Here is a 22,664-nt window from a genome sequence, read left to right on the forward strand (position 1 = left end):
ACTTCCTTATAAAAAACACTGCGTTTGTGTTTGGTTATTTGTCGCCAGCATCAGTTGAGAAACTCCATTGCTTTGGGAGTTCCTATCGGGAGAACAACTCGACCTCTGCTTGTTCACCCCAAAGTATAGGCAGCACCTCGGCCATTCGCTGCGGATCGCCGCTGCAATAGAATCGGCAACTGCTTTCCCCGTCGGCGAGCCGGCCGCGCTCCGTCAACACCTCAGCCAGGTGGCGCGCAACCGCTGCTCCAGTATCAATCAACCGGATGTCGCGAGGCACGAGGCGGCTCAGCAGCGGACGAATGAAGGGGTAATGAGTGCAGCCCAGGATCAGCGTGTCGCAGCCCTGCGCCAGCAGTGGCTCGACCCAGCCCTGGAGCATCACGCGCAGCGCCAAGCTATCCAGATCACCGGCCTCGATGCATTCGACCAGCCCTGGGCAAGGCTGAGTGATCACCCGCACGTCCGCAGCGAAACGATCGAGCAATGCGGCGAATCTGGCGCTTTTCAGCGTACCGGTGGTGGCGAGTACACCTACCACGCCACTGCGGGTGGCCGCAGCGGCGGGCTTTACCGCCGGCTCCATGCCAATGATGGGCCAATCCGGATACAGCTCGCGCAGCTCGGTCACGCCGGCCGCCGTCGCGGTGTTGCAGGCCACCACCAGGGCCTTGGCGCCCTGCTCGACGAAAAACGCCGCGATGGTGCGGCAGCGCTCGCGGATGTACTCGGGGCTTTTCTCGCCGTAAGGCACGTGGGCGCTGTCGGCCAGATAGAGCAGCGATTCGTGCGGCAGGCGCTGGCGAATCTCGCGCAGAACCGAGAGCCCGCCGACGCCGGAATCGAATACGCCCACGGGCGCCGTACAGTCAGGCATCGCCTGAACCACACACCGCGCAGTGCGGATCGCGCTTGACCCGCAACTCGCGAAAACGACTGGACAGCGCGTCGATCAGCAACAGACGACCGATCAATGGCTCACCGAAACCGGCTAGCAGCTTGAGCGCCTCCAATGCCTGCAGGCTGCCGACCATGCCTACCAGTGGACCAAGGACCCCCGCCTCGCTACAGGTCAGTTCTGCCTCGCTACCGTGCCCGTAAAGGCAGTGGTAACAGGGGCTCGTTTCGACTCGGGGATCGAACACCGAGAGCTGTCCCTCGAGACGAATCGCCGCGCCGCTGACCAAGGGTTTCCTGGCCTGCACGCAGGCCGCATTGACCGCCTCGCGGATGGCGAAGTTGTCCGTGCAGTCGAGCACCAGATCGACCTTGGCAACCGCCGCCCCCAAGGAGTCGGCATCCAGCCCGCTGCGATGAGGAACCAGGCGCACATGCGGGTTCAATGCTTCCAGCCGGGCCATGGCGGAGTCGACCTTGTGCAGGCCAAGCGATGGTGTGTCGTGAACGATCTGACGCTGCAGGTTCGTCAGGTCCAGCGTATCGAAGTCCGCCAGATGCAGTTCGCCGACGCCCGCGGCCACCAGATACAGCGCTACCGGCGAGCCGAGTCCACCGAGACCGACAATCAGCACGCGACTCTGCTTGAGCCGTAGCTGCCCCTCGATATCGACCTGCTTGAGCAGGATCTGCCGGCTGTAACGCAGCAGTTCTTCGTCACTCAGCATCGAGCACCTCGCGTAACAGAAGGGTCATGGCAGCCGCCCGAGACTGACGCGCTCGTGACCGCCCAGGTCGCACCGACTTTCGCACGCCTCGAAGCCGTGCGCGGCGAGCAGCGCACGTACCGCTCCAGCCTGATCATAGCCGTGCTCCAGCAGCAGCCAGCCGCCCGTGATCAGATGTCCGGGCGCCTGGGCGGTGATCGTACGAATGTCGTCCAGCCCATCCACCCCGGCCACCAGCGCACTATGCGGTTCGAAGCGCACGTCGCCCTGCTGCAGATGCGGATCGCTGGCAGGAATGTAGGGTGGGTTGCTGACGATCAGTTGGAAGCGCTCGCCGGACAGCTCGGAAAACCAGTCGCTTCGCGTGAAGCTGACGTTGCCTAGCCCGAAGCGCAGGCGGTTGCGCTCGGCGAGCGCCACTGCAGCTTCGATACGGTCAACGCCGCGGACCTGCCACATGGGCCGCTCGGCCGCCAGCGCCAGCGCGATCGCTCCGGTTCCGGTGCCCAGATCGAGTACCCGGGCCGTCGCCGCCGGAAGCAGCTGCAGCGCGGTTTCCACCAGCAGCTCGGTGTCCGGACGCGGAATCAGGGTCTCCGCCGCAACCTCCAGCTCCAGGCTCCAGAAGCCCTGGCGGCCGAGGATATAGGCGACCGGCTCGCCGCGCCGACGGCGGGCCAGATCCGCCGCGAAGCGCTCGGCCAGGTCAGCCGGCACCTCTCGCTCGGGCCAGGTGCGCAGATAGCTGGTGGACTTGCCCAGCGCGGCGGCGAGCAACCATTCGGCGTCCAGCCTGGCGCTCGGCGAGTCCGGCAAATCGGCACTGTGCAGCAGGGACTCGATGGTTGGCATGAGGTGCTCTTAGCGCGGTGCGCAGCGGAAAGGATCAGTCGCCCAGCGCGGCCAGCTGGTCGGCCTGGTACTCCTGCAACAGCGGCTCGATGACCTGCTCCACTGCGCCGCCGATCACTTCGTTGAGCGAATACAGCGTCAGGTTGACCCGATGATCGGTGACCCGGCCCTGGGGAAAATTGTAGGTGCGGATGCGCTCGGAGCGATCACCAGAGCCGACCAGCAGCTTGCGCGTCTCGGAAATTTCCTTGTGCGCTGCGGCATCCTGGCGGTCCTGCAGCTTGGCCGCCAACCAGGCCATGGCCTTGGCGCGGTTCTTGTGCTGCGAACGCTCTTCCTGACACTCGACGACGATACCGGTCGGCAGGTGGGTGATGCGAATCGCCGAATCGGTCTTGTTGACGTGCTGTCCGCCGGCACCGGAAGAACGATAGGTGTCGATGCGCAACTCGGCAGGATTGATCTCCACCGCTGCCTGCTCGTCCGGCTCCGGCAGTACCGCCACGGTGCACGCCGAGGTATGGATGCGCCCCTGGGACTCGGTCTCCGGCACACGCTGCACACGATGCGCGCCGGACTCGAACTTGAGCTTGGCGTAGACGTTGTCGCCCTCGACGCGGGAGATCACTTCCTTGTAGCCGCCGTGCTCGCCCTCGCTCTCGGAGAGGATCTCGACGCGCCAGCCCTGCTTCTCGGCGTAGCGCGAATACATGCGGAACAGGTCGCCGGCGAAGATCGCTGCCTCGTCGCCGCCGGTGCCGGCGCGGATTTCCAGGAACACGTTGCGTCCGTCGTTGGGGTCCTTGGGCAGCAGCATGCGCTGCAGGCTGGCTTCCAGTGTCTCGAGCTGCGCCTTGGCCTCGGCGACTTCCTCCTCGGCCATCTCGCGCATGTCGGGATCGCTGTCCTTGAGCAGCGCCTGGGCGCCTTCGAGATCCTGCTGCACCTTGCACAGCTGGCGATAGGCGACGATCACCGGCTCGACCTCGGCGTATTCGCGCGAATAGGCGCGGAAGCGGTTCTGGTCGCTGATGACTTCGGCATCGCCGAGCAGCGCGGTGAGCTCTTCGAAACGGTCCTGCAGGATGTCCAGCTTGTTCAGCAGCGAAGCTTTCATGTCTTTTCCGTGCCCTCGTGCAGGGCGAAGAGTTCCTGGGCCATGCTCAGCGCCTCGACGCGGCCCTCGGCAGAGAGTTTTTTCAGCTGCACGCTGGGGGCATGCAGCAGCTTGTTGGTCAGCCCCCGGGCGAGCTGAGCGAGGACGTCCTCGGCGCTGGCGCCATTGGCCAGCAAGCGCTGGGCCTTGCTCAGTTCGTCATCGCGAATTCGCTCGGCATGCTGGCGGTAGGCCTTGAGCACATCCACCGCGGCCAGCTCGCGCAGGCGCTGCATGAAGTCCTCGGTACCGGCGGCGACCAGCTCCTCGGCGGCCTGGGCCGCGCCCTGGCGACTCTTGAGGTTCTCCGCGACCACCTCGTGCAGGTCGTCGACGGTATAGAGATAGACATCGTCCAGCTCGCCGACCTGCGGCTCGATGTCCCGCGGCACGGCGATGTCGACCATGAACATCGGTTTGTGCTTGCGCCGCTTCAGCGCCTGCTCTACCGCGCCCTTGCCGAGGATCGGCAGTTGGCTGGCGGTGGAGCTGATGACGATGTCGCTGTTGTGCAGCTCTTCCGGGATGTCGGCGAGCAGGATCGCCTGCGCCCCCAGCTCCGCCGCCAGGGCGCTGGCGCGCTCGAGGGTACGGTTGGCGACGACGATTTTCTTCACGCCCTGCTCGTGCAGGTGGCGCGCCACCAGGGTGATGGTTTCGCCAGCGCCGATCAGCAGCGCCTGGCTGCGCTGCAGGTTGCTGAAGATCTGTCGCGCCAGGCTGACCGCGGCAAAGGCCACCGACACCGGGTTCTCGCCGATGGCGGTGTCGGTCCGCACGGTCTTGGCCGTGCTGAAGGTGGCCTGGAACAGCCGCCCGAGCAGCGGGCCGACGCTGCCAGCCTCGCGCGCGACGGCATAGGCCGACTTCATTTGTCCAAGGATCTGCGGCTCGCCCAGCACCAGCGAATCGAGCCCGGAGGCGACACGCATCATATGACGCACGGCCTGGTCGTCGACGTGCACGTAGGCACAGGCCTTGAGCTCGTCGAGACTGAGGCGGTGATAGTTGGCCAGCCAGGCCAGTACGGCATCGGCTTCGACCTGATCCTGCTGCAGGTACAGTTCACTGCGATTGCAGGTCGAGAGAATCGCCGCCTCACGCGTTGGCGTGACGCGACACAGCTGGCGCAGGGCCTCGACCATCTGATCCGGCGTGAAGGCTACGCGCTCGCGGACGTCCACCGAAGCGGTCTTGTGATTGATACCAAGCGCGAGGAAAGCCATGCAGAACCGCTGATTGGAAAACGGAGCGCGCAATTCTCCTACTTCGTCTGATGGAGAACAACCATTGCCCTTGATTGTCCGATTCGATGGCCATGCCCGTCACCTGGCACCATTCTGGCGGCCATGGGCTTGCCCGGCGGCTTGTGTCATCATGCCGCGACCGCACACCAGCCGTACATTTCCCCTATGAATAGACTTGCCGCATTCGCCGCCCTGCTGTTACTCGGCGGCTGTCAGACCTTCCTGCAGCAGGCGCCAGAAAGCGCCCCGCCGGTCGAGGATGCAGCGCCACCGAGTACGCCGGTTGCCGAGCCGGCGCAGGGCTCGTTCAGCCGCGAATCGCTCTATGCACTGCTGGTCGCGGAACTGGCAGGACAGCGAAATCGGTTCGACATCGCCCTGGGCAACTATGTACAGCAGGCGCATGCGACCCAGGATGCCGGTGTCGCCGAGCGCGGCTTTCGCATCGCCGAATACCTCGGCGCCGACCAGGCCGCACTGGATACGGCACTGATCTGGGCACGCAATGCGCCGGAGAATCTCGACGCCCAGCGCGCTGCCGCCGTGCAGCTCGCCCGTGCCGGGCGCTACGAAGAATCGCTGGAGTTCATGGAGAAAGTCCTGCAGGGCCAGGGCGACACGCATTTCGACTTCCTTGCGCTGTCCGCGTCAGAAACCGACCCCGATACCCGCGCCGGCCTGCTGCAGAGCTTCGACAAGCTGCTGGCCAAGCACCCGGACAACCCGCAGCTGTCCTTCGGCAAAGCCGTTCTGCTACAGCAGGACGATCGCAGCGAGGAAGCCCTCGCTCTGCTGCAGAAGCAGCCTGCCAAGCAACGTCAGATCCCCTCTATCCTGCTGGAAGCGCGCCTGCTGCATAGCCTGCAGCGCGGCGATGAAGCCCTGCCGCTGCTGGAGAAGAGCCTGCGCCAGCACCCCGAAGACAAGCGCCTGCGCCTGACCTACGCGCGCCTGCTGGTCGAACAGGATCGCCTGGAAGAAGCCATGGGCGAGTTCGCGACGCTGGTCCAGCAACACCCTACCGATGACGACCTGCGTTTCTCCATGGCGCTGGTCTGCATGGAAGCGCAGGCCTGGCGTGAAGCGACCGTCTATCTCGAGGAGTTGATCGAGCGCGGCAGCCATATCGACGCGGCTTACTTCAACCTCGGCCGCGCCTATCAGGCGATGGACAAGAACGCCAAGGCGCTGGAGGCACTGGCCCAGGTCGGCCCCGGCAATGAGTACCTGCCGGCGAAGCTGCTGCAGAGCCAACTGCTGTTCTCCGGCAACCGCGACAATGACGCCTCCAGGGTGCTTGCCGAGGCCCGACAGCAGCAGCCGGACTATGCGATTCAGCTGTACCTCATCGAGATCGAAGCCCTCTCCGAGCACGACCGCACCGAGCAGGCCTGGACGCTGGCCGAACAGGCGCTCGAGGAGTTTCCCGACGATCTCAACCTGCTGTACACCCGCGCCATGCTCGCCGAGAAACGCGGCGACCTGGGCCAGCTGGAACGCGATCTGCGCTTCATCATCGAACGCGAACCGGACAACGCCATGGCGCTCAATGCCCTCGGCTACACCCTCACCGACCGCACCGATCGTCACCAGGAAGCACTGCAGCTGATCGAGCAGGCCTACCAGCTCAACCCGGATGATCCGGCAATTCTCGACAGTCTCGGCTGGGTCAACTTCCGGCTGGGCAATCTCAGCGAGGCCAAGGCGCTGCTGCGCAAGGCCCTGCAGCGCTTCCCCGACCACGAGGTGGCGGCGCATCTGGGCGAGGTACTCTGGACCAAGGGTGAACGCAGCGAGGCCCGCGCGGTCTGGTCGAAGGCACTCAAACTACAACCGGACAGCCAGATCCTGCGCGAAACGCTCAAGCGGCTGACCGGCTCGGAGAAGCCCTGACCCATGTCCCTACTGCAAAAACTCGCCGCCCCCTGCCTGGCCCTGCTGCTCGCCGGTTGTGCCGGCGTGGGCCCGCGCGAATCGGTCGAAGGCCCCGGCAACGCGGCGGCCTGGAAGGAGCACCGCAGCCAGATCGAGACCCTCGACGGCTGGCAGATCAGCGGCAAGATCGGCATCCGCGCGCCGCAGGAATCCGGCAGCGGCACGCTGTTCTGGCTGCAACGCCAGGACTACTTCGATATCCGCCTGTCCGGCCCGCTTGGCCGCGGCGCCACCCGTCTGACCGGCCGACCGGATGCCGTGTCACTGGAAGTGGCCGGCCAGGGCCGCTTCGAGGCGGATTCCCCGGAAGCGCTGGTAGAGGCCCAGCTCGGCTGGCAACTGCCGGTATCGCACCTGCTCTGGTGGGTACGCGGCCTACCCGCACCGGACAGCCGCAGCCGCCTGAGTCTGGACAGCGACAGCCGCCTGGCGCGCCTGGAGCAGGACGGCTGGCAGGTGAACTACCTGGCCTACGCCGAGCACAACGGCTTCACCCTGCCCGAGCGCATCCGCCTGGAAGGCCACGACCTGCAGATCACCCTGGTGGTCAAGGACTGGCAACCGCGCCAGCTGGGCCGCTGAATGCAGATGCTGACCCTGCCGGCACCGGCCAAACTCAACCTTATGCTGCACATCACCGGGCGTCGTGCCGATGGCTATCACGAGCTGCAGACCCTGTTCCAGTTTCTCGATTACGGTGACGAGCTAAGCTTCCGCCTGCGGGAGGATGGGCAGATCCGCCTGTTGACCGAATTGCCGGGCGTCGATCACGACAGCAACCTGATCGTTCGCGCCGCGCGCATGCTGCAGCGAGAAAGCGGCTGCACCTTGGGGGCAGACATCCAGCTGACCAAGCGCCTGCCCATGGGCGGCGGGATCGGTGGCGGCAGCTCGGATGCCGCCACCAGCCTGCTCGGCCTCGACCATCTGTGGAATACCGGGCTTGGCGAGGACCGCCTGGCCGAGCTTGGCCTGAGTCTGGGGGCCGATGTACCGGTGTTCGTTCGCGGTCGCGCGGCCTTCGCCGAGGGGGTCGGCGAGCGCCTGCAACCGGTCGATCTGGCCGAACCCTGGTTCCTCGTCATAGCGCCGCAAGTCTCTGTTAGTACAGCGGAAATATTTGCCGACCCGGAGTTGACACGTAATACCCCGGCCATTACAGTTCGCAGCCTTCTTGCAGGGGGCGGTCATAACGACTGTCAGCCGGTGGTCGAGAAGCGTTATCCGGAAGTTCGTAACGCTTTGAGCTTGTTGAACAAATTCGTTCAGGCAAGGATGACCGGCACTGGAGCTTGTGTGTTTGGGAGCTTCCCAAACGAGGGCGAGGCTGATAAAGTCCGCCGCCAACTTCCAGCCACTTTGCCGAGTTTCGTGGCCCGCGGTCGTAACGTCTCGATGTTGCACCGAAGCCTGGAACAGATGGCACAGGAAGCGAGTGCTTAGCACAAGGGTTGTACGATACAGGGGCGTCGCCAAGCGGTAAGGCACCAGGTTTTGATCCTGGCATGCGTTGGTTCGAATCCAGCCGCCCCTGCCATAACCTTCCAAGGTTCGTACGATCAGCGCACTAGAAGTTGACCCTACAGGGGCGTCGCCAAGCGGTAAGGCACCAGGTTTTGATCCTGGCATGCGTTGGTTCGAATCCAGCCGCCCCTGCCATACACTTGAAGCTGTTCAAGAGCTCGCCTTTTGAACAGCTTTTTATTCATCGGACCCACCCTCAGGCAGGTACTGCGCGTGTCCAAGATGATGGTCTTCACGGGGAACGCCAACCCCGATCTGGCCCGGCGTGTCGTACGTCAGCTGCATATCCCCCTCGGTGACGCCTATGTCGGGAAATTCTCCGACGGTGAAATCAGTGTCGAGATCAACGAGAACGTTCGCGGCAAGGACGTCTTCCTGATCCAGCCGACCTGCGCACCGACCAACGATAACCTGATGGAGCTGGTGGTGCTGGCCGATGCCTTCCGCCGCTCCTCGGCTTCGCGCATCACCGCCGTGATCCCCTACTTCGGCTATGCCCGCCAGGACCGCCGCCCGCGCTCGGCCCGTGTGCCGATCAGCGCCAAGGTCGTGGCCGACATGCTCGACGTCGTCGGCGTCAACCGCGTCCTGACCGTCGACCTGCACGCCGACCAGATCCAGGGCTTCTTCGACATGCCGGTAGACAACATCTACGGCTCGCCGGTCCTGGTCGACGACATCCAGGCCCAGCGCTTCGAGAACCTGATGATCGTCTCCCCCGACATCGGTGGTGTGGTCCGCGCCCGTGCCGTGGCCAAATCCCTCGGCGTCGACCTGGCGATCATCGACAAGCGTCGGCCGAAAGCCAACCAGTCCGAAGTGATGCACATCATCGGTGATATCGAAGGCCGTACCTGCATCCTCGTCGATGACATGGTCGATACCGCCGGCACCCTCTGCCATGCCGCCAAGGCGCTGAAGGACCATGGCGCTGCCAAGGTCTACGCCTACTGCACGCACCCGATCCTGTCCGGCCGCGCCATCGAGAACATCGAAGGCTCCGTGCTCGACGAGCTGGTGGTGACCAACACCATCCCGCTGTCGGCCGCCGCTCAGTCGTGCACCCGAATTCGCCAGCTGGACATCGCGCCAGTGGTGGCTGAAGCGGTACGCCGCATCAGCAATGCCGAATCGATCAGCGCGATGTTCCGCTAAGCGTAAGCTGCGGAAATCGAACTGAACGTAATGTGCCCCGCCTCGCGCGGGGCTTTTTGCCCAACAGCCCGAGCGCTGGTCGCAAGCGCGACGGGTAATGTTGTTACTGGAGAAACGAAATGACCGATTTCACCCTGAATGCCCAAGTGCGTTCCGACCTGGGGAAAGGTGCGAGCCGCCGCCTGCGTCGTAACGCTGCCCTGGTTCCGGCCGTCATCTATGGTGGCGACAAGGCCCCGCAGTCCATCAGCATCCTGGCCAAAGATCTGGCCAAGCTGCTGGAAAACGAAGCCTCCTTCAGCCACGTGCTGAGCCTGAACGTCGACGGCCAGAACGAATCCGTTCTGATCAAGGCGCTGCAGCGTCATCCGGCCAAGAGCTTCGTTCTGCACGCCGACTTCGTTCGCGTCGTTGCCGGCCACAAGCTGACCGCTACCGTTCCCCTGCACTTCATCAACCAGGAAACCTCGGTTGGCGTGAAGCAGCAAGGCGGCGAGATCCTGCACAACCTGAACGAAGTCGAAGTTTCCTGCCTGCCGCAAGACCTGCCGGAATTCATCGAAGTCGACATGGCCAACGTCGAAGTCGGCCAGGTTCTGCACATGACCGACATCAAGCTGCCGAAAGGCGTTGAGCTGGTTTCCCTGGCCCACGGCAGCGACCTGCCGGTTGCCAACGTTCACGCCCCGCGCGTGAGCAAGGAAGACGCTCCGAAAGAAGAAGGCGCTGCCGAGTAATCCACTCGTCTAGCCGAAGAAGGGGCCCCCGTCGTGACTGCCGTAAAACTGATCGTCGGCCTGGGAAATCCAGGCCCTGAATACGACCAGACCCGGCATAACGCGGGGGCCCTTTTCGTTGAGCGTCTGGCGGCCCGCGAGGGCGTCTCGCTCAGCAACGATCGCAAGTACTTCGGCCTGGTCGGCAAGTTCAGCCATCAGGGTGAAGACATCCGCCTGCTCATCCCCACCACCTACATGAACCGCAGCGGTCAGGCGGTGGCGGCACTGGCCGGCTTTTTCCGAATTCCTCCCGAGTCCATCCTGGTCGCCCACGATGAACTCGACATGCCCCCCGGCGTCGCCAAGCTCAAGCAGGGCGGCGGTCATGGCGGGCACAACGGGCTGCGCGACATCATCGCCAAGCTCGGCAACCAGAACGGCTTTCATCGCCTGCGCCTGGGTATCGGCCATCCGGGCCACGCCAGCCTGGTCAGTGGCTATGTGCTGGGGCGGGCGCCGCAGGCCGAGCGCGAGAAGCTCGACGCCAGCATCGACTTCGCACTGGATGTCGTGCCGGAAATCCTGGCCGGCGACTGGACCCGCGCGATGCAGCGCCTGCACAGCCAGAAGGCCTGAACCTAACTCCGAGGCAAGATCACCATGGGATTCAACTGCGGCATCGTCGGTCTGCCCAACGTCGGCAAGTCCACCCTGTTCAACGCCCTGACCAAGTCCGGCATCGCGGCAGAGAACTTCCCCTTCTGCACCATCGAGCCGAACAGCGGCATCGTGCCGATGCCCGATCCGCGTCTCGACGCGCTGGCGGCCATCGTCAAGCCGGAGCGGGTGATCCCGACCACCATGGAGTTCGTCGATATCGCCGGCCTCGTCGCCGGCGCCTCGAAGGGTGAAGGCCTGGGCAACAAGTTCCTTGCCAATATCCGCGAGACCGATGCCATCGCCCATGTGGTGCGCTGCTTCGAGGACGAGAACGTCATTCACGTCGCCAACAGCGTCGATCCCAAGCGCGACATCGAGATCATCGACCTCGAGCTGATCATGGCCGACCTCGACAGCTGCGAGAAGCAGCTGCAGCGCGTCGCCCGCACCGCCAAGGGCGGCGACAAGGAAGCGGTGGCGCAGAAGGCGCTGCTGGAGAAGCTGATCCCGCACCTCACCGAAGGCAAGCCGGCGCGCAGCCTGCTGAAGAACTTCAGCGACGAGGAAAAGCGCCTGGCCCGTACCTTCCACCTGCTGACCACCAAGCCGGTGATGTACATCGCCAACGTCGCCGAGGATGGCTTCGAGAACAACCCGCACCTGGACGTGGTCAACGCCATCGCCGAGGAAGAAGGCGCCCTCGTCGTGCCGGTCTGCAACAAGATCGAGGCCGAGATCGCCGAGCTGGACGATCTGGAAGAGATGCAGATGTTCCTCGAGACCATGGGCATGGACGAGCCGGGTCTGAACCGCGTGATCCGCGCCGGCTACGAACTGCTCAATCTGCAGACCTACTTCACCGCCGGGGTGAAGGAAGTTCGCGCCTGGACCGTCAAGGTCGGCGCCACGGCCCCGCAGGCCGCCGCCGTGATCCATACCGACTTCGAGAAGGGCTTCATCCGCGCCGAAGTCATCGCCTACGACGACTTCATCCAGTACAAGGGCGAAGCCGGCGCCAAGGAAGCCGGCAAGTGGCGCCTGGAAGGCAAGGAATACATCGTCAAGGACGGCGACGTGATGCACTTCCGCTTCAACGTCTGAGCACGCTCGACGCTCGCCTGAAGGCCCCGACTCGTCGGGGCCTTTTCTTTTCCGCCTGAGCCGGTTACAGCGGCCCCGGGTCGGGAACTGGCTCTGGTGGTGGCGCGACTTTCTCCAGCTGTTCGAGGACTTCTTCCGGCAGCTCGTCCGGGGCATCCAGCTCGGTGTCGCTTTCGGCATCGTCCAGATCGTTGAGCGGCGATTCGTCGGCGCGCCAGGGCCAGGCGCGATGGGGATGGGTCAGGTGTTCGCAGGCAAGCATGGTCGTGTCTCCCGGTGAGGCCTGGAAGATTAGGCAGGCATCCACGCGCAGGGTTCGCGGCAGCTGCATCGCCAGGCGGCGCGCCGCTCCCGCGTGCGTCTCTCGCTACTTGAAGTTGCGCTTCACCAGCCGCTCCAGCCAGCCGACGATGCCGGAGCGGAACAGCAGCACGCAGAGCACGAAGATCACGCCGAGAATCACGTGCACCCATTCGCCCAGCGGTCCGTTGGACAGGTAGCTCTGCAGCGTCACCACCACCGTGGCGCCCACCAGCGGGCCAAGGATGGTGCCGACCCCGCCGAGCAGGGTCATCAGGATCACCTCGCCGGACATGTGCCAGTGCGCATCGGTCAGCGAGGCCAGCTGGAACACCACGGTCTTGGTCGAGCCGGCCAGGCCCGCCAGCGCAGCGGAAATGACGAACGCCAGCAGCTTGTGCCGATCGACGTTGTAGCCCAGCGACACCGCGCGCGGCTCGTTCTCGCGGATGGCTTTGAGCACCTGGCCATAAGGCGAATGGATGGTGCGCTGGATGATGGCGAAGCCGAGCACGAAAACCGCCAGCACGAAGTAGTACATGGCCATGTTGTTCTGCATGTCGACGAGGCCGAACAGGTGCCCGCGCGGCACGCCCTGCAGTCCGTTCTCGCCGCCGGTGAAGGGCGCCTGGACGAAGACGAAGAACACCAGCTGCGCCAGCGCCAGGGTGATCATCGCGAAGTAGATGCCCTGCCGCCGGATGGCCAGCATGCCGAACAGCGCACCGAGCACCGTCGAGGCCAGGGTGCCGGCGAGGATGCCCAGCTCGGTGCTGAGCCCGCTGTAGCTGCTCAGCATGTAGCCGGTGATGTAGCCACCGGTGGCGAAGAACGCCGCATGGCCGAAGGACAGCAGCCCCGCGTAGCCCAGCAGCAGGTTGAAGGCGCAGGCGAACAGGGCGAAGCACAGCAGCTTCATCAGGAATACCGGGTACACCGCCAGCGGCGCCAACAGCGCGATCACCAGCAGCACCGCATAGAAGATCTTCTGCCGCCGCGCGGCCGCATGCCTGCGCTCGCGTACCACACTGGCCTGCCGCAGCGATGCGGCCTGCACGTTTGCCGGATTCGTCATGCTCATGCCTCCTTACCAAAGAGTCCCGCAGGACGAATCAGCAGCACCGCCACCATGACCAGGAACACCACGGTGTTGGCCGCTTCCGGATAGAAGACCTTGGTCAGCCCCTCGATCAGGCCCATGGCTATGCCGGTGACGATGGCGCCGAGGATCGAGCCCATGCCGCCGATCACCACCACGGCAAACACCACGATCAGAAGATTCGAGCCCATGCCCGGCGTCACCGCGTAGATCGGCGCGGCCAGCACACCGGCGAAGGCGGCCAGGGCCACACCGTAGCCATAGGTCAGGGTCACCAGCAGCGGTACGTTGATGCCGAAGCCCTGCATCAGCTTGGGGTTCTCGGTGCCCGCACGCAGATACGAGCCCAGGCGGGTGCGTTCGATGACGTACCAGGTCGCCAGGCAGACCACCAACGCGGCGACGATCACCCAGGCGCGGTAGGTCGGCAGGAACATGAAGCCGAGGTTGAAGCCGCCGCGCAGCAGTTCCGGCATCGGGTAGGACGAGCCGGACACGCCGAACAGCTTGACGAAGCTGCCCTCGACGATCAGCGCCAGGCCGAAGGTCAGCAGCAGTCCGTAGAGGTGGTCCTCATTGGCGATGCGCCGCAGCAGCCCACGCTCGATGGCCATGCCCAGGCAGCCCACCAGCAACGGCGACAGCAACAACGCGACCCAGTAGCTCACACCCAGGTAGTTCAGCCCAAGGAAGGCGACGAAGGCGCCGAGCATGTACTGCGCGCCGTGGGCGAAATTGATGATACGCAGCAGACCGAAGATGATCGCCAGGCCCAGGCTCAGCAGCGCGTAGAACGCCCCGTTGATGAGGCCGAGCAGCAGCTGCCCGAGCAGCACGCTCAGAGGAACGCCGAATACGAGAGTCATGGTTCACCACCCAAAGGAAGTCCGTGGCACCCGGCCGCCGCCGGCCGGGTGATGGCGCGGATCAGCCGGTCAGTCCTTGGCGACCAGCTTGGTGCACTGGGTTTCGGCGATCGGCCGGTAGGCCTGGTCGCCGGGGATGGTGCGAACGATCTTGTACAGGTCCCACTCGCCCTTGGACTCGGCCGGTGTCTTGACCTGCACCAGGTACATGTCGTGCACCATGCGGCCGTCCTCGCGAATGCGCCCATCCTTGGCGAACATGTCGTTGACCGGGGTCTTGGCCATCTGCGCACGCACCGCGACGGTCTCGTCGGTGCCGGCGGCCTTCACTGCGTTCAGGTAGTGGGTGGTCGCCGAGTAGATGCCGGCGTGCACCATCCCCGGCATACGCTTGGTGCGCTCGTAGTAGCGCTTGGCCCAGGCGCGAGTGTCCTCGTTCATGTCCCAGTACCAGCCGGTGGTCAGCATCAGGCCCTGGGTCACGTCCAGGCCCATGGCATGGATGTCGTTGAGGAACACCACCATGCCGGCGAGCTTCTGCCCGGACTGGGTGACGCCGAACTCGCTGGCGGTCTTCAGCGAGTTGACGGTATCGGCACCGGCGTTGGCCAGGGCAATGACCTCGGCGCCGGAACCCTGCGCCTGCAGCATATAGGAGGAGAAATCGCTGCTCGGGAACGGATGGCGGACCTTGCCGACGATGCTGCCACCGTCGCCTTCCACCACCTTGGTGATGTCGGCTTCCATGGCGTGGCCGAAGGCGTAGTCGGCGGTGAGGATGTACCAGCTCTTGCCGCCGTCGGCGAGCACCGCCTTTGCCGTGCCGTTGGCCAGCGCGTAGGTGTCGTAGGTCCAGTGGATGTGGTTCGGCGAGCAGAACTCGTTGGTGATGCTGGAGGCTGCCGCGCCGGAGATCAGCGCCAGCTTGCCGCCCTGCTCCACCACCTTGCTCGCTGCCAGCACCACGGAGCTAGCGACCATGCCGGTCACCATGTCGACGTTGCGCTCGTCGATCCACTGACGCACGGTGTTGGCACCGACGTCCGGCTTGTTCAGGTCATCGGCGTGGAAGACGACGATCTTCTTGCCGTCGACCGTGCCGCCGAAATCCTCCACCGCCATCTTCAGCGCTTCCAGGCCGCCCGGGCCGGAGAGGTCGCGGTAGGTACCGGACATGTCGGCCAGATAGCCGATGCGGATTTCATCGTTGCTGATCTCGGCCTGGGCGGCCGAAGCGATCAGGGAAGAAGCCAGGATGGCGCTCGCACTCTTGCGGAAAAAGCTCATGTAATCACCACTCTCGATTGTTTTTGTTGTGGTTCGGGCCGGCATCCACTGCGGCCGGTTTACAGCTTCCTGAGGTTCACACCCCGAGACAGGAATTGAGGAAATCCTTCTTCGAATCCAGCTCCGCCGCCTCGATCTCCTCGATGATGCGGCCGTGTTCCATGACGTAATGGCGGTCGGCCAATGGCGCGGCGAAGCGGAAGTTCTGCTCCACCAGGACGATGGTCAGGCCGCGCTGCTTGAGCTTGATCAGTACCTCGCCGAGCTTCTGCACGATGACCGGCGCCAGGCCTTCGGTGATCTCGTCGAGCAGCAGCAGGTTGGCACCGGTGCGCAGAATGCGCGCCATGGCCAGCATCTGCTGCTCGCCGCCGGACAGCCGCGTACCCTGGCTGAAGCGGCGCTCATACAGGTTGGGGAACATTTCGTAGAGCTCGTCCAGGCTCATGCCGCCGCTGCGCACCGTGGGCGGCAGCAAGAGGTTTTCCTCGACGCTCAGGCTGGCGAAGATGCCGCGTTCTTCCGGGCAGTAGCCGACGCCCAGCCGCGGAATCTGGTGGGCCGGCATGCCGATGGTTTCGTTGCCGTTGACCACGATGGAGCCGGTGCGGCGCCCGACCATGTTCATGATCGCCCGCAGCGTGGTGGTTCGCCCGGCGCCGTTGCGCCCGAGCAGGGTCACCAGCTCACCGCGGCCGACCACCAGATCGACACCATGCAGAATGTGCGACTCGCCGTAGAAGGCGTGAAGATCGCTGACGCGCAGCTGATCGCGGTCCATGGGCGGGGTCATGCGTGCGCCTCCTCGAGCGTCGCGGCTTCGCTGCCGAGATAGGCTTCGCGCACCTGCGGGTTGGCCGAAACGCTGTCGTAGTCGCCCTCGGCGAGTACCGCGCCACGCGCCAGCACGGTGATGCGATCGCACAGGCGGCTGACCACGCTGAGGTTGTGCTCGACCATCAGCACCGTACGCTTGGCCGCGGCCTTGCGCACCAGCTCGACGACCATGTCGACGTCCTCGCTGCCCATGCCCTGGGTCGGTTCGTCGAGCAACAGCACGAAGGGATCGAGCGCCAGGGTGGTGGCCAGCTCCAGTGCGCGCTTGCGACCGTAGGGCAGCTCGATCGCCAGGGTCTGGGCGAAGGATTGCAGGTCGACTTCGGCGAGCAGCTGCATCACCTGCTCATCCAGCTCGCGCAGGCTGCGCTCGGATTTCCAGAAGTGGAAGGAATTACCCATCTTCTGCTGCAACGCGACACGCACGTTCTCCAGCACGCTCATGTGGCCGAACACCGCGGAAATCTGGAACGAGCGCACCAGGCCGAGCCGGGCGATCTCGTTGGCCTTCATCGAGGTGATGTTCTTGCCGCGATAGAGGATCTCGCCACGGGTGGGCGTGAGGAATTTGGTGAGCAGATTGAATACGGTGGTCTTGCCGGCGCCGTTGGGGCCGATAAGCGCATGGATGTGACCCTGACGGACCTTCAGATCGACGGAATCCACGGCGGTGAAGCCGCGAAATTCCTTGGTCAGGCCGCGCGTTTCCAGCACGAACTCTGCTTCCATGGGGTGCCCTCTAACCTTGATTGTTGTTGTTGGTTATGGCGCAGGTCACTGCATGACCTTTACGTAAACGATAACAACCGATTTCCGTAAACGGCAAGTGGCTTTTTCAAACGAGTGATTGATCTGGAAGGCGCGAAAAATCTGGGCGAATCGCCACTACCCAGGCGCCATCCGGTTGATTGTTCTGCGCCCAGGCAGAGGCACGCCCGTGGCACGGAACCGCTGAAGGAAAGTCTCCGAACGATGCAAAAAGCCGGGCCTATGCGGCCCGGAAATTCCAACGAGGAGAGGTGCTGCTGCAGCGTGGATGCTTACCAGAGCGGCAGGCTGTAGCTGACGATGAAGCGGTTCTCGTCCAGATCGCTCTGGAAGTTGCTTCGCGTGGTGGCGTTGCGCAGCTTGAAGCCGAGGTTCTTCAGCGGACCGCTCTGGATGACGTAGGCGATGTCGGTGTTGCGCTCCCAGGTCTTGCCTTCACTGGCGCCGACGCCGCGGTCGACGTTGTCGCCGGAGACGTAGCGGGTCATCAGGCTCAGCCCGGGAATGCCCATGGCGGCGAAGTCGTAGTCATAACGGACCTGCCAGGAACGTTCGTCCTCGTTACCGAAATCGTTGATCTGCAGCAGGTTGATCAACGCGTTATCGCCCCCGGCGACGTAGGCGAAACCGGTATCGCCGCTCATGTGTTGATAGCCGCCGGTGAAGGCGTGACCACCAAGCTTGTAGGTGAACAGCGCGCCGAAGGCGTCGTTGTCGACGTTGCTGCCGCCGTCATCGGTGGAGCGCACGTAGCGCAGGTCGGTCTTGAAGCTCTGCTTATCGCCGAGCGGCAGCACGTGCACGACGTTGAAGTTGTGCTGGTCGTAGATGCCGTCCAGCCCACCGTAGTAGTAGCTGGTGGCTAACTGCGGTGACCAGTCGTAACGCCCGCCGGCGAAGCGGAACTCGTCGCTGGTCGTATTGCTGCCAAGGGTGATGTTGCGCAGCCCGCCGTTGAACACCGTCATCTCTTCGTAGTTGGACGAGTCGCGGTAGCTCGTGCGATCGAGCATGCCGAGATCCAGCGTCAGGCCTGCGACCTCCTTGCTCTGCAGCCAGGCGCCGCGATAGATGTTCGGCAACAGGCGGCTGTCGTTACGCATCAGCACCGGGATCACCGGTTGCAGCGTGCCCACGTGCAGCGTGGTGGCGGACAGCTTGGCCTTGGCGGTCAGGCCCGCCGTGCCGTAGTCATCCGCCGGTTCGCCGGAGGCCGAGCGTGGCAGCAGGCCGGTACCACCGCGACCGGAGCCGGAGTCGAGCTTGACGCCGAGCAGGCCGATGGCATCCAGGCCGAAGCCGACCGGGCCTTCGGTGTAGCCGGACTCCATTTTCAGCATGAAGCCCTGGGCCCACTCCTCGGCCTTGGACTGAGCAGCGCCAGACTGCCGGAAGTCGCGGTTCATGTAGAAGTTGCGCAGGTCGATGCTGGCCTTGCTGTCTTCGATGAAGGCGGCCGAAGCCGTATTGGACATGCCCAGGATGGCTGCAGCCAGGCTGGATAGCAGGAAGGTCCGGCTTGCTGGTTTCAGTTGCATAGCTTTCTCTCTTGTTGTTGTGATCGTTGATGCAGCTGTTGAGCCCGACTGCGAACTGCCCGGGCTCGGATTACCACCTCATGCGGTAATGCGGTGTCGCGCTCAGCGCGCGGGGCTCCTGGGCACGCGGCCCAGCAGGTAGAACTCGTCGTTGGGCGGGGTGCGCGCCATGGACACCAGGCGGTTGGAGAGGCCGAACAGTCCGGCGATGGCACCGATGTCCCAGATGTCATCGCGGCTGAAGCCCTGCTCCTCCAGGCGTGCCTGCCAGGCGTCGTCCAGCACGCCACGCCCGGCGGCCAGGTGCAGGGCGAAGTCGAGCATGGTGCGCTGGCGCTCGGAGATCGGCGCGGTGCGGTAGTTGACGGCGATCTGATCGGCCAGCTGCGCGTCCTTGGCGAGGATGCGCAGGATCGCGCCATGGGCGACCACGCAATACAGGCAGCCGTGGTCGGCGCTGACCGCGACCACGATCATTTCCTTCTCGGCCTGGGTCAGGCTGTCCGCTTCGCGGTCCATCAGCGCATCGTGATAGGCGAAGAAGGCGCGAAACTCCGCCGGCCGATGGGCCAGCATGAGAAACACGTTAGGAATGAAACCGGCCTTTTCCTGCACGGCGAGAATCCGCTCGCGCAGGTCGGCGGGCAGTGTGTCGAGGCTGTCGGGCAGCGGGAAACGGCTGATCGACCGAGCAATAGGCAGCGCCATGGAAAGCTCCTTTTCGGATGAGCGAATGGCCGGCCGGGCGAACCCGGCCGGTGCCGGTCAGTGCTGTTCGCTGATGCCCAGCTCGACCACGCTGATCTCGCGCATGCGGAACTTCTGCACCTTGCCGCTGATGGTCATCGGGAAGTCGTCGACGAACTTGATGTGCCGCGGCGTCTTGAAGTGGGCGATGCGGCCCTTGCAGAACTCGCGCAGCACCTCGGCCTCGACCTGATGGCCCGGGTGCAGCTTGACCCAGGCGACGATCTCCTCGCCGAACTTGCTGTCCGGCACGCCGATCACCTGCACGTCGGCCACCGCCGGATGGGTGAAGAGGAATTCCTCGATCTCGCGCGGGTACACGTTCTCGCCGCCGCGGATGATCATGTCCTTGTTGCGGCCGACGATCTTGATGTAGCCCTCGCCATCCATCACCGCGAGGTCACCGGTGTGCATCCAGCGCGCGCCGTCGATGGCCTCGCGGGTAGCGTCCGGGTTGTTCCAATAGCCGAGCATCACGCTGTAGCCGCGCGTGCACAGCTCGCCGATCTGCCCGCGCGGCACTACCGCGCCGTGCTCGTCGACGATCTTGCTTTCCAGGTGCGGCTGAGTGCGACCGACGCTGGTCACGCGGCGTTCCAGGTCGTCGTCGGCGCTGGTCTGGGTCGAGACCGGGCTGGTTTCGGTCATGCCGTAGGCGATCTGCATTTCGGCCAGGTGCATGTCGTCGATGACGCGCTTCATCACTTCGATCGGGCAGGTGGAACCGGCCATGATGCCGGTGCGCAGGCTGCTCAGGTCCAGCGACTGGCGCTCCGGATGGTCGAGCATGGCGATGAACATGGTCGGCACGCCGTACATGCCGGTGGCCTTTTCCTCGGCCGCCGCCTGCAACGCGGCCAGCGGCTCGAAGGCGGCGCTCGGGTAGATCATCGTGGTGCCGTGGGTGACGCAGCCGAGGTTGCCCATGACCATGCCGAAGCAGTGGTACAGCGGCACCGGGATCACCAGGCGGTCGTTCTCGGTCAGCCTGAGGCTCTCACCGACCATGTAGCCGTTGTTGAGGATGTTGTAGTGGCTGAGCGTGGCGCCCTTGGGGAAGCCCGTGGTGCCGGAGGTGTACTGGATGTTGATGGGGTCGTCGAACTGCAGGCGCTCGCCGCACTGGCGCAACTGCTCGGGGCCGACCTGCTCGGCCATCTCCATCAGCGCCTGCCACTGCAGCATGCCGTCCACCGGCTTGTCGCACAGGCTGATCACCCCGCGCAGCTCGGGCAGCATATGGCTCTGCAGGGCGCCAACGGCGGCGCTTTCCAGCTCCGGCAGCAGCTCGTGGAGCATGGCGTGGTAATCGGACGTCTTGAAGGCATCGGCGCAGATCAGCCAGCGGCAGCCGGACTGCTTCAAGGCGTATTCGAGTTCGCTGAGGCGGTAGGCGGGATTGATGTTGACTAGCACCACCCCGATCTTCGCCGTGGCGAACTGGGTGATGCACCACTGGGCATTGTTCGGTGACCAGATTCCCACTCGTTCGCCAGCCTGCAGTCCGAGGGCCAGCAGGCCACGCGCGCAACGGTCCACCGCCTCTGCCAGTTCCGTCCAGGTGTAACGCAGTTGCTGATGGCGCACCACCAGGGCCTCGCGCTGGGGAAAGCGCTCCACGGTACGATCGAACGCCGCGCCGATGGTCATGGGCAACAGGGGTTTGCTCTGCGGACCGCAGGTATAGCTCGGAAGACTCATGACGATGTTCCTCAGTCTTATGTTTGTTATGAGGCGTGCTTCGCAAGGGCACTGGCGCTGCTGACAGTCACCCTAGGCCACGATTACGTTAACGTAAAGGTAATTAAGTGACAACATGTCGCGGGGTAGGCGAAAGTCGAGGGACAGCACGTAGCCAAATGGCCAGCATTGCCGACGTGCAACCTGGCTGCAGCCTTAGTGGCGCGCCTCGCTGACGTGCTTTCCTCTCACGGAAACTGCGGTGCGCCTTGGTGGGCTAAAGCCCACCCTACTGGGAGATCGTAGCCAGTCGAACCGCTACGGTGCGGCGGGCATCACGGCACCGTTGTAGGGTGGGCTTCAGCCCACCAGAACGAGCCGAGGCTATAACCGCATCTGCCGACCACGGCACCGTCAGGTACTTTCGCGCTGGTACTCGTGAAGGAAATCCAGCGCAGCGAGGTTCTTGTCCTTGGCTTCGAGCATGATGTCGAAGCGGTCGAGAAACTGAAACGCATAGCGATTCGTCCAGCGGTTCCACATGCGCTTGCTGTGCGCATAGAGGTCGCGCTTGCTGACCTGCTCCAGCAACTCGGGGATTTCCAGCTTCCGCTCCGGCGCGAAGCCCAGCTCCATCAGGCTCTCCTGCGGCTGCGAGTAGTGCATGGTCGGCCGCACGCCGCGCCAGCTTTCCAGGATGCGCTCGATGCGCGGGTCGTCCGGCTCGATGTAGCGGTCCTCGTGAATCCAGCAGTGATGGATGTCCAGCACCACCGGCGCGAGGTCCGCGAGACCCAGGCAGTCGTCCAGGCCATAGGTCTTTTCGTCGTTCTCGAAGGTGATGCACTGGCGCGCCTCGGTCGACAGCCGCGGCCACACGGCACGCACGCCGTCGGCGCCGAGCCGCCCGGCGATATGCAGGTTGCACTTGAAGTCCTGGAAGCGCCGGCCGTAACCCATCATGCGGATCATGTCGGCGTGGTACTCGAATTCCGCCAGGCTGTTCTCCACCACCTGCGGCTTGTCCGACCCCAGCACGCAGTACTGGCCGGGATGCATCGACAGGCGGATGTCGTGGGCCCGCGCCAGCTCGCCGATCGCGGCGAAACCCGCCTCGAGGCGGCCCTGCATTTCGGCGCGGCGGTAGAACGGCGCGATCTCGGCATGGCTGTAGAACGGCAGCAGGTCGCTGGACAGCCGCAACATGCGCAGCATCGGCGGCAACGTGGCGACGTATTCGAGCAGTACCCGCTGAGCGTTCAGGTTGTGCTCGACGATCTCCTCGAGCCTCGCTTCGGCCGCCTCGCGCCCCACCGAGGCCATCCAGCGCAGCGTGGTGCTGCGCGGGTTGAAGGTGCGCTCGATGCGCTCCAGCTCCTTGAGCGAGAGGCTCTGTTGCGGATGGCGATACATGCAGGCGAAGCCGATACGGGGCATGGATTCCTCGTCGATGACAGGCCGGCGCTCCGACCACTGCCTGTTTAGTCCCGCCCGCGTCGAGCCGAGTGCCCCGCCACCGACGAAACACCACCGTAGTCCCGAACCGACTACCGGCGACCGCATCGAGG

General features: G+C 64.4%; 22 protein-coding genes and 2 tRNA genes. 9 read left to right on the top strand and 15 right to left on the bottom strand.

All coding sequences use genetic code 11. The annotated features are described in order from the left end of the window. Positions 1-82: 82 nt before the first annotated feature. The 5 genes from murI to hemA are packed head-to-tail and all read right to left on the bottom strand — an operon-like array spanning position 83 to position 4,859. Positions 83-877 (bottom strand): glutamate racemase, encoded by a 795-nt coding sequence (gene murI, locus OUY36_RS16970; RefSeq protein ID WP_267935207.1) that lies wholly within the window; start codon positions 875-877, stop codon positions 83-85. Further along, on the bottom strand, positions 870-1,625 hold the full coding sequence (locus tag OUY36_RS16975; protein ID WP_267935208.1) for a molybdopterin-synthase adenylyltransferase MoeB: 756 nt from the start codon (positions 1,623-1,625) through the stop codon (positions 870-872). The genes murI and OUY36_RS16975 overlap by 8 nt, the downstream gene beginning before the upstream one ends. Positions 1,626-1,649: 24 nt before the next feature. Continuing rightward, positions 1,650-2,477, bottom strand: a complete 828-nt coding sequence (gene prmC, locus OUY36_RS16980) for a peptide chain release factor N(5)-glutamine methyltransferase (RefSeq protein ID WP_267935209.1) — start codon at positions 2,475-2,477, stop codon at positions 1,650-1,652. A gap of 34 nt (positions 2,478-2,511) precedes the next feature. Further along, positions 2,512-3,594: a peptide chain release factor 1 gene (gene prfA / locus OUY36_RS16985; RefSeq protein WP_102839744.1), complete on the bottom strand. Its 1,083-nt coding sequence runs from the start codon at positions 3,592-3,594 to the stop codon at positions 2,512-2,514. After that, positions 3,591-4,859 carry a glutamyl-tRNA reductase gene (gene hemA, locus OUY36_RS16990; protein ID WP_063540098.1) on the bottom strand — a complete coding sequence of 423 codons (1,269 nt, stop codon included), beginning with the start codon at positions 4,857-4,859 and terminating at the stop codon, positions 3,591-3,593. The genes prfA and hemA overlap by 4 nt, the downstream gene beginning before the upstream one ends. Positions 4,860-5,045: 186 nt before the next feature. On the opposite strand from hemA, the gene OUY36_RS16995 reads away from it, so the two are divergent. The 9 genes from OUY36_RS16995 to ychF all read left to right on the top strand — a co-directional run bounded on the left by OUY36_RS16995 (position 5,046) and on the right by ychF (position 11,974). Beyond that, on the top strand, positions 5,046-6,773 hold the full coding sequence (locus tag OUY36_RS16995; protein WP_267935210.1) for a tetratricopeptide repeat protein: 1,728 nt from the start codon (positions 5,046-5,048) through the stop codon (positions 6,771-6,773). 3 nt (positions 6,774-6,776) lie between these two features. Next, a complete protein-coding gene (gene lolB, locus OUY36_RS17000; RefSeq protein WP_200599323.1) occupies positions 6,777-7,397 on the top strand; it encodes a lipoprotein insertase outer membrane protein LolB in 621 nt (206 codons plus the stop codon). Next, positions 7,398-8,258, top strand: coding sequence for a 4-(cytidine 5'-diphospho)-2-C-methyl-D-erythritol kinase (gene ispE / locus OUY36_RS17005; protein WP_267935211.1), 861 nt, complete (start codon positions 7,398-7,400; stop codon positions 8,256-8,258). A 19-nt stretch (positions 8,259-8,277) separates the two neighbouring features. After that, positions 8,278-8,352, top strand: a tRNA-Gln gene (locus OUY36_RS17010). A gap of 47 nt (positions 8,353-8,399) precedes the next feature. Continuing rightward, positions 8,400-8,474 (top strand) — tRNA-Gln (locus OUY36_RS17015). 78 nt (positions 8,475-8,552) lie between these two features. After that, positions 8,553-9,494 (top strand): ribose-phosphate pyrophosphokinase, encoded by a 942-nt coding sequence (locus tag OUY36_RS17020; RefSeq protein WP_003294564.1) that lies wholly within the window; start codon positions 8,553-8,555, stop codon positions 9,492-9,494. A gap of 119 nt (positions 9,495-9,613) precedes the next feature. Continuing rightward, entirely contained in the window at positions 9,614-10,231 is a 618-nt protein-coding gene (locus tag OUY36_RS17025) for a 50S ribosomal protein L25/general stress protein Ctc (RefSeq protein WP_013983773.1), read from the top strand. Positions 10,232-10,264: 33 nt separating this feature from the next. After that, positions 10,265-10,849: an aminoacyl-tRNA hydrolase gene (pth, locus tag OUY36_RS17030; protein WP_003299803.1), complete on the top strand. Its 585-nt coding sequence runs from the start codon at positions 10,265-10,267 to the stop codon at positions 10,847-10,849. 24 nt (positions 10,850-10,873) lie between these two features. Continuing rightward, positions 10,874-11,974 carry a redox-regulated ATPase YchF gene (ychF, locus tag OUY36_RS17035; RefSeq protein WP_267935212.1) on the top strand — a complete coding sequence of 367 codons (1,101 nt, stop codon included), beginning with the start codon at positions 10,874-10,876 and terminating at the stop codon, positions 11,972-11,974. Between the two features lie 64 nt (positions 11,975-12,038). Here ychF and OUY36_RS17040 read toward each other — a convergent pair whose 3' ends face one another. From OUY36_RS17040 to OUY36_RS17085, 10 genes are all read right to left on the bottom strand, one after another. After that, complete coding sequence (locus tag OUY36_RS17040; RefSeq protein WP_267935213.1) at positions 12,039-12,236, bottom strand: hypothetical protein; 198 nt, start codon at positions 12,234-12,236, stop codon at positions 12,039-12,041. A 105-nt stretch (positions 12,237-12,341) separates the two neighbouring features. Then, on the bottom strand, positions 12,342-13,349 hold the full coding sequence (locus OUY36_RS17045) for a branched-chain amino acid ABC transporter permease (protein WP_063540104.1): 1,008 nt from the start codon (positions 13,347-13,349) through the stop codon (positions 12,342-12,344). A gap of 2 nt (positions 13,350-13,351) precedes the next feature. Next, positions 13,352-14,239: a branched-chain amino acid ABC transporter permease gene (locus tag OUY36_RS17050; protein WP_063540105.1), complete on the bottom strand. Its 888-nt coding sequence runs from the start codon at positions 14,237-14,239 to the stop codon at positions 13,352-13,354. A 69-nt stretch (positions 14,240-14,308) separates the two neighbouring features. Next, entirely contained in the window at positions 14,309-15,526 is a 1,218-nt protein-coding gene (locus OUY36_RS17055) for an ABC transporter substrate-binding protein (protein ID WP_063540106.1), read from the bottom strand. A gap of 76 nt (positions 15,527-15,602) precedes the next feature. Beyond that, on the bottom strand, positions 15,603-16,319 hold the full coding sequence (locus tag OUY36_RS17060; RefSeq protein WP_196762409.1) for an ABC transporter ATP-binding protein: 717 nt from the start codon (positions 16,317-16,319) through the stop codon (positions 15,603-15,605). After that, entirely contained in the window at positions 16,316-17,092 is a 777-nt protein-coding gene (locus OUY36_RS17065; protein ID WP_102839720.1) for an ABC transporter ATP-binding protein, read from the bottom strand. The genes OUY36_RS17060 and OUY36_RS17065 overlap by 4 nt, the downstream gene beginning before the upstream one ends. Positions 17,093-17,403: 311 nt before the next feature. Next, positions 17,404-18,669 (bottom strand): OprD family porin, encoded by a 1,266-nt coding sequence (locus OUY36_RS17070; RefSeq protein WP_267935214.1) that lies wholly within the window; start codon positions 18,667-18,669, stop codon positions 17,404-17,406. A 102-nt stretch (positions 18,670-18,771) separates the two neighbouring features. After that, a complete protein-coding gene (locus OUY36_RS17075) occupies positions 18,772-19,377 on the bottom strand; it encodes a peroxidase-related enzyme (protein ID WP_267935215.1) in 606 nt (201 codons plus the stop codon). A 57-nt stretch (positions 19,378-19,434) separates the two neighbouring features. Further along, a complete protein-coding gene (locus OUY36_RS17080) occupies positions 19,435-21,117 on the bottom strand; it encodes an AMP-binding protein (protein ID WP_267935216.1) in 1,683 nt (560 codons plus the stop codon). A 393-nt stretch (positions 21,118-21,510) separates the two neighbouring features. Further along, a complete protein-coding gene (locus tag OUY36_RS17085; RefSeq protein WP_267935217.1) occupies positions 21,511-22,533 on the bottom strand; it encodes a UV damage endonuclease UvsE in 1,023 nt (340 codons plus the stop codon). Positions 22,534-22,664 lie beyond the last annotated feature (131 nt).

Source organism: Stutzerimonas sp. R40042 (genome assembly GCF_026642215.1).
Classification (GTDB): Bacteria; Pseudomonadota; Gammaproteobacteria; order Pseudomonadales; family Pseudomonadaceae; genus Stutzerimonas; species Stutzerimonas frequens.

What these genes read in the sequence shown, in the direction of transcription:
- murI (WP_267935207.1), bottom strand. Translation starts at nt 877, where the DNA reads ATGCCTGACTGTACGGCGCCCGTGGGCGTATTCGATTCCGGCGTCGGC.
- OUY36_RS16975 (WP_267935208.1), bottom strand. Translation starts at nt 1,625, where the DNA reads ATGCTGAGTGACGAAGAACTGCTGCGTTACAGCCGGCAGATCCTGCTC.
- prmC (WP_267935209.1), bottom strand. Translation starts at nt 2,477, where the DNA reads ATGCCAACCATCGAGTCCCTGCTGCACAGTGCCGATTTGCCGGACTCG.
- prfA (WP_102839744.1), bottom strand. Translation starts at nt 3,594, where the DNA reads ATGAAAGCTTCGCTGCTGAACAAGCTGGACATCCTGCAGGACCGTTTC.
- hemA (WP_063540098.1), bottom strand. Translation starts at nt 4,859, where the DNA reads ATGGCTTTCCTCGCGCTTGGTATCAATCACAAGACCGCTTCGGTGGAC.
- OUY36_RS16995 (WP_267935210.1), top strand. Translation starts at nt 5,046, where the DNA reads ATGAATAGACTTGCCGCATTCGCCGCCCTGCTGTTACTCGGCGGCTGT.
- lolB (WP_200599323.1), top strand. Translation starts at nt 6,777, where the DNA reads ATGTCCCTACTGCAAAAACTCGCCGCCCCCTGCCTGGCCCTGCTGCTC.
- ispE (WP_267935211.1), top strand. Translation starts at nt 7,398, where the DNA reads ATGCAGATGCTGACCCTGCCGGCACCGGCCAAACTCAACCTTATGCTG.
- OUY36_RS17025 (WP_013983773.1), top strand. Translation starts at nt 9,614, where the DNA reads ATGACCGATTTCACCCTGAATGCCCAAGTGCGTTCCGACCTGGGGAAA.
- ychF (WP_267935212.1), top strand. Translation starts at nt 10,874, where the DNA reads ATGGGATTCAACTGCGGCATCGTCGGTCTGCCCAACGTCGGCAAGTCC.
- OUY36_RS17040 (WP_267935213.1), bottom strand. Translation starts at nt 12,236, where the DNA reads ATGCTTGCCTGCGAACACCTGACCCATCCCCATCGCGCCTGGCCCTGG.
- OUY36_RS17045 (WP_063540104.1), bottom strand. Translation starts at nt 13,349, where the DNA reads ATGACGAATCCGGCAAACGTGCAGGCCGCATCGCTGCGGCAGGCCAGT.
- OUY36_RS17050 (WP_063540105.1), bottom strand. Translation starts at nt 14,239, where the DNA reads ATGACTCTCGTATTCGGCGTTCCTCTGAGCGTGCTGCTCGGGCAGCTG.
- OUY36_RS17055 (WP_063540106.1), bottom strand. Translation starts at nt 15,526, where the DNA reads ATGAGCTTTTTCCGCAAGAGTGCGAGCGCCATCCTGGCTTCTTCCCTG.
- OUY36_RS17060 (WP_196762409.1), bottom strand. Translation starts at nt 16,319, where the DNA reads ATGACCCCGCCCATGGACCGCGATCAGCTGCGCGTCAGCGATCTTCAC.
- OUY36_RS17065 (WP_102839720.1), bottom strand. Translation starts at nt 17,092, where the DNA reads ATGGAAGCAGAGTTCGTGCTGGAAACGCGCGGCCTGACCAAGGAATTT.
- OUY36_RS17070 (WP_267935214.1), bottom strand. Translation starts at nt 18,669, where the DNA reads ATGCAACTGAAACCAGCAAGCCGGACCTTCCTGCTATCCAGCCTGGCT.
- OUY36_RS17075 (WP_267935215.1), bottom strand. Translation starts at nt 19,377, where the DNA reads ATGGCGCTGCCTATTGCTCGGTCGATCAGCCGTTTCCCGCTGCCCGAC.
- OUY36_RS17080 (WP_267935216.1), bottom strand. Translation starts at nt 21,117, where the DNA reads ATGAGTCTTCCGAGCTATACCTGCGGTCCGCAGAGCAAACCCCTGTTG.
- OUY36_RS17085 (WP_267935217.1), bottom strand. Translation starts at nt 22,533, where the DNA reads ATGCCCCGTATCGGCTTCGCCTGCATGTATCGCCATCCGCAACAGAGC.